The organism is Pseudomonas sp. FW306-02-D09B, assembly GCF_058782685.1.
The window spans coordinates 49,123-55,630 of the sequence record NZ_JBYSXY010000025.1; the positions used below are offsets into that span (position 1 = coordinate 49,123).

At 56.0% G+C, this 6,508-nt stretch carries 10 protein-coding genes; 5 read left to right on the forward strand and 5 right to left on the reverse strand.

The features are described 5' to 3' along the window. Positions 1–10: 10 nt before the first annotated feature. Complete coding sequence (locus tag AC3WK5_RS27185; RefSeq protein WP_103319227.1) at positions 11–664, forward strand: HAD family hydrolase; 654 nt, start codon at positions 11–13, stop codon at positions 662–664. Between the two features lie 98 nt (positions 665–762). On the opposite strand, the gene AC3WK5_RS27190 is transcribed toward AC3WK5_RS27185, so the two are convergent. The 3 genes from AC3WK5_RS27190 to AC3WK5_RS27200 all read right to left on the reverse strand — a co-directional run bounded on the left by AC3WK5_RS27190 (position 763) and on the right by AC3WK5_RS27200 (position 2,721). Next, on the reverse strand, positions 763–1,425 hold the full coding sequence (locus AC3WK5_RS27190) for a ribonuclease T2 family protein (RefSeq protein ID WP_103319228.1): 663 nt from the start codon (positions 1,423–1,425) through the stop codon (positions 763–765). A 324-nt stretch (positions 1,426–1,749) separates the two neighbouring features. Beyond that, positions 1,750–2,322 (reverse strand): hypothetical protein, encoded by a 573-nt coding sequence (locus AC3WK5_RS27195; protein ID WP_146039832.1) that lies wholly within the window; start codon positions 2,320–2,322, stop codon positions 1,750–1,752. Then, positions 2,323–2,721 carry a hypothetical protein gene (locus AC3WK5_RS27200; RefSeq protein WP_054596587.1) on the reverse strand — a complete coding sequence of 133 codons (399 nt, stop codon included), beginning with the start codon at positions 2,719–2,721 and terminating at the stop codon, positions 2,323–2,325. It lies immediately after the preceding gene. Between the two features lie 406 nt (positions 2,722–3,127). On the opposite strand from AC3WK5_RS27200, the gene AC3WK5_RS27205 reads away from it, so the two are divergent. The 4 genes from AC3WK5_RS27205 (at position 3,128) to AC3WK5_RS27220 (ending at position 5,360) form a co-directional block, all read left to right on the forward strand. After that, positions 3,128–3,616 carry a hypothetical protein gene (locus tag AC3WK5_RS27205; RefSeq protein WP_103319232.1) on the forward strand — a complete coding sequence of 163 codons (489 nt, stop codon included), beginning with the start codon at positions 3,128–3,130 and terminating at the stop codon, positions 3,614–3,616. Between the two features lie 216 nt (positions 3,617–3,832). After that, on the forward strand, positions 3,833–4,303 hold the full coding sequence (locus tag AC3WK5_RS27210) for an arsenate reductase ArsC (RefSeq protein ID WP_103319234.1): 471 nt from the start codon (positions 3,833–3,835) through the stop codon (positions 4,301–4,303). A 13-nt stretch (positions 4,304–4,316) separates the two neighbouring features. Beyond that, positions 4,317–5,012, forward strand: a complete 696-nt coding sequence (gene arsH / locus AC3WK5_RS27215) for an arsenical resistance protein ArsH (RefSeq protein WP_103319236.1) — start codon at positions 4,317–4,319, stop codon at positions 5,010–5,012. 219 nt (positions 5,013–5,231) lie between these two features. Continuing rightward, complete coding sequence (locus AC3WK5_RS27220; RefSeq protein ID WP_256585291.1) at positions 5,232–5,360, forward strand: hypothetical protein; 129 nt, start codon at positions 5,232–5,234, stop codon at positions 5,358–5,360. 140 nt (positions 5,361–5,500) lie between these two features. Here the strand turns inward: AC3WK5_RS27220 and AC3WK5_RS27225 are convergent, their stop codons facing one another. Further along, a complete protein-coding gene (locus AC3WK5_RS27225) occupies positions 5,501–5,761 on the reverse strand; it encodes a hypothetical protein (protein WP_103319237.1) in 261 nt (86 codons plus the stop codon). A gap of 35 nt (positions 5,762–5,796) precedes the next feature. Then, positions 5,797–6,096: a DUF6124 family protein gene (locus AC3WK5_RS27230; RefSeq protein ID WP_103319239.1), complete on the reverse strand. Its 300-nt coding sequence runs from the start codon at positions 6,094–6,096 to the stop codon at positions 5,797–5,799. Positions 6,097–6,508: the final 412 nt, after the last annotated feature.

A 6,508-nucleotide genomic window follows, 5' to 3' on the forward strand; every position in this document is an offset into this window, starting at 1 on the left:
GAGGAAAAGCATGAACACTCTGAACCGCCCCGCAACCATCGACACCGTTGTGTTCGACCTCGGTAACGTGCTGATTCGCTGGAACCCAAGAAACCTTTACCGGAAGATCTTCGGCGAAGACGTACAGGCCATGGAGACTTTTCTTTCCGAGGTCTGCCCTCCCGAGTGGAACGAGCGCCAGGACGCAGGCCGGTCGTGGCAGGAAGGGGTCGAGGAAGCCATCGCGCGGCATCCGTCGCAAGAGGCGCTGATTCGTGCGTACCACGAGCGCTGGGAAGAAACACTCGGCGGTGTGCTGGAAGAGAGCGTGCAGATCCTCGATGAACTGCACGCCAAAGGCGTCCGCCTACTGGCGCTGACCAACTGGTCTGCCGAAACCTTCCCGATTGCCCTTCAGCGCTTTCCCTTTCTGCGCACGTTCGAGGGCATTCTGGTGTCTGGCGAAGAAGGTCTCATCAAGCCCGACCCGGCGATCTTCCAGCTACTGAAATCTCGCTACCGGTTCGAAGGTCACCATGCGGTGTTTATCGATGATCACGCGCCGAACATCGCAGGTGCACGTCAGGAAGGCTTCAATGCGCTGCAGTTCACCAGTGCCGCGCAACTGCGCAAAGACCTGGCAGCGCTGGGGTTGCCGATGCAGGCACTGAGCGAGCCGGCATAACGAACCGACAGGCAACACATTTACAAGGCAACGAACACACAAAAATGGGCGACCGAAGTCGCCCATTTTTTATGCCAATAAATCGACAACGATCCCCATCAACGCATTGGCGGAACCCGAATATCACCTGCTCGACACTGACTTTTCACGCCCTTGCCGCAAGACCCGAACGACAAGTCTTTACCCAGGCACACGCGCACTTCCGACAACTCGGGTCCGTTGCAGACAATCGCGATGCCATTCTCTGGAATCCCGGGATTGCTCTGACGGAACATCTGCGCAATTTCCTGCGCAGGAAAGTAGATCTCGGTGCTCAAGGGTTTCAGCTTATCCGGGATTTTCACCGTGCCAACCGCCTTGTCCGCCATATCCAGATAACCCGAGGCACCAAGACCGCTGCAGGTGCCGTGCTTGGACCATTCATGCTGAAGCAATTTTGGCGTCACAAACAGCGTCAGCCCTTGTTTTTGCTCCGCTGGCGACAACGGCACCATCGGCGGACACGACTCCGGCCAACCGCCCTTGGCGTACTGCGGCCATAGACCGTGAAGGACAAAGCCATAGCCTTTGCCCGAGCATTGCGGGTTGTTCTGATGAGTCAGGCAAAACGTCGGCGACCAGGACAGCGTCAGCAGGTAGTAATCAAACACCCCCGCCACCGACTCGGTCTGCTGCTTATCGCGATGGGACCGAGCGTCGCTCATGCCGACGCTGCCAATCGTCAGCGCAAAGAGCGCAACCAGTGCATACAGTTTTTTCATTAACCCTCTCCCCGGAGGCGAATCGGTTGGTTGCCTCATTGTCGAGCTGACGTTTAATGCCAGCACGATTCTGCTCACACGGACATTTCAACCACCTGTTGCTCACAACAGGTTGTACATGCCGCGCCTATAGAAAAGCACAATGCGGTGAATTCGGTAGGATACTTAACGCAACGAAGAGTAACGCAACTGCCATGGCGGCATGGGAAATACGGCACATAAAGGACCGGCCACTCCTGACTTACAGACATGAGTGACCGGCCCTTTTTCCTTATGGCGTATACGCCATTAAGTGTTCAGGTGTATGAAATCACCGGGACAATATTAACTCTCATTGCCCAATGCCTGTTGCCTGGCATTTTTTTCATTCATACGTTCTGGCGTTGCATTGAGTTCCAGATCGAACTGCCGCTGTACCGCATCTTGATCGTAGAAACATCCAACCCAGTAGTTATCCGGCTCGCCAGTAGACATCGCCTGCAGCGTTCGGTCGTCCATGACCTTACGGAAATCGTTGGCCTCACCGCCGCTGCCGGTATTCGCCAGTTGCAACTGCTGAGCCGTTGTCCGGATATCCACACCGGGTTGAGTGGACGGCACCCGTAGGTAAAAACTGCGATGGTCGCTCATCACCGCCACCGACGAACTCACGTTACCAAAGGACAGCGCAGGTTCGATGGTCCAGGCCAGACCGCCCCACGGTTCGAACTCCGACGCTGCGGTCAGCGTCAGCTCTTTGCGTTCAACCAGACCGTTGAAGACCACAACGTCTTGCAAAGAGGCCGTGCAGTGCGTCAAACGCTCGATCAAATCCCGCTGATCCAGCGGCTGAGCGTTTACGGCCAGGCTCGCGAAGGCGGTGAACGCCAACACTGCCCAAGAGGATTGAACACGCACTTACGGCTTGAACACGCAGTCAGTCAGGGCCATGTATTCCGACCCCATCGTCATCGCCAGTACGCACACCGCTTTAAAGTCGGTACCGACCGCCATCGCGTCCATCTTGTTCGACTCGTCCGCGTCAAAACCCGTCAGTCTTGCCAGTACTTCATCAGAATCGGCAAGACCGGCCTCCATCACGGCTTCGCCGGAGAAGTTCTTTGAAACGCCGAGAACGCTGCCGGAAATCAGAATCTCTTTCTTGAACTGCGGCATGTTCATGGAGGACTGATTGTGCTCAAGATAGCTGTCATACAACTCCCCCAAGTCAACCTTCTCAGGAGCCGAGGCACAGGCGAGGCTCGCCACCAATACCAACCCGAGGGACGCGATGGATTTCACACTTTGCTTGATCATATTTAAAGTTTCACACGTATGTTAACCGATGAGATCGGTAGGCCAGATATCATTCCTTGAGCTGAATACGAGTTACTCTATCCAGTGACTCACTAACATCAACAACTCCGATTGCTACTCTATCGATAGGTATAAATAGAACAGACACCTGCAAAGTACGCAGTAACTTTCAATCGAGTGTTAGTTCGACTCTCGAAAAATCGAGCGCGGAGTTTACAGGACAACAGCAGTGCCCTTCAACCAAGCTTCCGACAGGAAAACAGGACAATAGCCACAGCTTCCCGCCGTAAAAACACAGTCCAATCGCGCTTTTTTCTCTGAGCTTTTTTCGGTCTGGTCATCGCATGCCCAGGTGAAGTACCTTGGTGTGGCATCGCTAAAATTCACACCACGATAGGGAATCGGAATGAGTAAGGCAGATGAGCTCGCTGTAAAACTGAAACAGAAACAACAAACCCGTGCGGACGCGGAAGCCTGCGCAGACACGGCGATTGAGCATTGGCCGATACAGGTCTATGCGATGTACCACCAGCTTGAAGCATGGCTGGAGCCACTGACCGAAGCTGGCTTGAACATTCGTCGCATCCCCACACACGTTATCGAAAACCTCCCCTCCGGCGAGAGCTTCAACTATGCCATCGACAAACTGTTGATCGAGGGCAACCACCACAACATCACCCTCGACCCCATCGCGCGCTTCGTCATTGGCAGCATGGGCCGTGTCGATATCCTCTCCAAAGGCCAAGAGCGGTATTTGCGCCGAACCGAGACCGAACACGGTGAAGCCTATTGGCAGATACAGACAATCCCACGCAGCGGACAACCGCAACCAGACCCGGTCAAGCTCGATGAGGACAACTTTCTCTCGGTGATACAGGAAGGTCTGGAGCTCTAAATCTAAAGCAGAGCGCCACGCAGGGAAGCATTGCGGTGTGTCACCCTTCCCTGCCGATCCCGAAAAAATGGGCGACCCGATGCGGTCGCCCATTTTCGTTTCGGTCAAGAAATCTACTCCCTGATGTCACTCACCGCGCTTTACCTGATATCCGACAATCCGTATATTCGCCAAACCATATATCTACCCCCGACCCGGCGCCCTACGGAGTAACCGATGAAAGTCCTGTTCATGTGCACGGCCAACAGCTGCCGCAGCATCCTGTCCGAAGCCATGTTCAACCACCTCGCCCCAGCAGGTTTCGAGGCTGTGAGCGCCGGCAGCTTTCCCAAAGGCCAGGTCCTGCCGCGTAGCCTGACCACCTTGCAGGCCGCCGGCATTGCCACTGACGGGCTGAGCAGCAAGGGCAACGATGCCTTTGCAGACAGCCCGCCAGACATCGTCATCACCGTGTGCGACAAGGCCGCCGGTGAAACTTGCCCGGTGTATTTCGGCCCCGCACTCAAGGCGCATTGGGGGCTTGAAGACCCGTCCGACGTCAGCGGTAGCGAAGAACAAATCACCGCCGCCTTCAACGCCACACTGGCGACCATCGAAACCCGTTGCCGCGCTTTCCTCCAGTTGCCCTTCGAACGCCTCGACGCCGCCGCCCTCCAGCGCGAACTCGAGCGCATCGCCACCCTTTAGCCTGGAGCGCCGCATGAGCGATCAACTGCCAAACCTCGACTCGCTGCTGTCCGACACCCTGCACCACGCCGCGGTCGACAACCCCAAGCCACGCATTTTGCTGCTCTATGGCTCGACCCGCCCGCGCTCGTTCAGCCGCCTGTTGGTGGAAGAAGCGGCCCGGTTGCTGGAACACTTTGGCGCCGAAACGCGGATCTTCAACCCGTCCGGCCTGCCGCTGCCGGACGACGCGCCCAGCGACCACCCGAAAGTCCAGGAGCTGCTGACCTTGATGCAGTGGTCCGAAGGCCAGGTGTGGTGCTCGCCGGAACGCCACGGCTCGATGTCCGCCGTGTTCAAGGCGCAAATAGATTGGGTGCCGCTGGCAATGGGCGCCGTACGCCCGACCCAGGGCAAAACCCTGGCCGTGATGCAGGTCTCGGGCGGCTCGCAGTCGTTCAACACTGTCAACCAACTGCGCGTGCTGGGGCGCTGGATGCGCATGTTCACCATCCCCAACCAGTCCTCCGTGCCGAAGGCCTTCTTGGAGTTCGACGATCAGAACCGCATGAAACCCTCCGCGCTCTACGACCGCGTGGTCGACGTGATGGAAGAACTGCTGAAATTCACCCTCCTGCTACGCGACCGCCCCGACCTCGTCGACCGCTATTCGGAGCGCAAGGAAAGCGCGGAGGAACTGAGCAAGCGGGTTAATCAGCGTTCGATATAAAGCCTCGAAATAAATAAGGAGCGACCGCAATGGCCGCTCCTGCATACTTTCTACAACTTCTGTAACACTTTAATTATTTCCCCCTCCCCCGATCACACTCTTTTACATCTGAGGTACATATTCTTAACAATTTCATTCCTCTCGTTGATTAGCATGGACACACCTTATGCGAATTCAGGGACGTCGCTATTCCAACGGATGCCTTATGAAGGAAAGCAAATGCCTACTGAACAAATCATCATCCTTGTTGCCGTTACAATCATTGGCCTTGTATGGGCGGCCAGAAGAGATTTAAAAAACCGAAAGAAAGAACAGGCCACAAAAGAGGCTAATGAGAACGTAGATTGACTGTCGGTTATTTTCAGAAATAAGTGGGCAGATAGAGTGGGGCACTTCAAAAAATAATAATCTGCCCCGCCAATACGCTAAAGCCTTATAAACAGGTCGACAATTGACAAGGGGCGACCGTAACGGTCGCCCCTTTTCGTTTACCGCTGCAACCGCCGCCCAACCACATCCATCAAATCACACCCATCGCGCAGCGGAATCACCAACACCCGCGCGAAGTCCCGCAACAGCAACGCATCACGACCAAGCCCCTCGCCCAGGGAAAGCGTTTCCAGCAATTGCGTCACGCTGCGAATGCGATACGCCGCCGTATCGTGCAGCACATCGACCGGCGCTTCGGTATCGATCAACAGCGACGCAATTGTGCAATCAATGCCGGTGATCGGCATGTATCGAGCCATAACAAAACCTCCAGTGAATGAACCAGCATGAGCACTCAGTGACGAGCAGCGAACGAAATCCCGGACGCCAAGTCCGGCGTATCGAAGTGCTCCAGTGCGCGATTCACCAACAACTCGCTGAGTACCACCAGTTGCTGCATGGCCAAGGCCACATGGCGGCGCGAACCTTCGAGTTCAAAGGCCAGGTCGGTGGTCATGGCGTTCAGGGATGCCAGGGTTTCGGAGGCGTGGATTAGCAGGGTTTCGGTGTCGATGTTGGGGGCGATGGTGAAGATGTGGGTGGTGGGATCGGAAACCGCTGCGGATTCGGGGGGATTGGGGGTGATCTTTTTCATGAGTGAAGCTCCTTTAGCAATTCAGTAAACCGCCAATCTCACTTCCACATGAGGGTGGCAGCCGTACGCAGGTGTGGAAGACCGGGGCTAAAGGATCCCGGCGCACTCGGGAGTGCCCCGCGCACAGCCGCCATAACACGACAATGTTGGCATAAAAAACGCCGACATGTGTATGGGCGCTTGGGCGCCTTTAGCTATAGAACGGACTTCCACATCCGGTCGCTGATTTTGCAGCGACGCGAGGAGGTTATCTGGTGAGGTGACTGGGGGTAAAGCGGCGGGAACCGATGCGGGTTGCGGGAAATGTCCGATGAAGGTGTGGTGTGTTGGAAGCTGGGACTGTCAGATATTTTGTGTGCGGGCCGGTAACGGCCTGCCGTCAGGCAGGCCGTGCTTTTACCAGGTCGGCCTG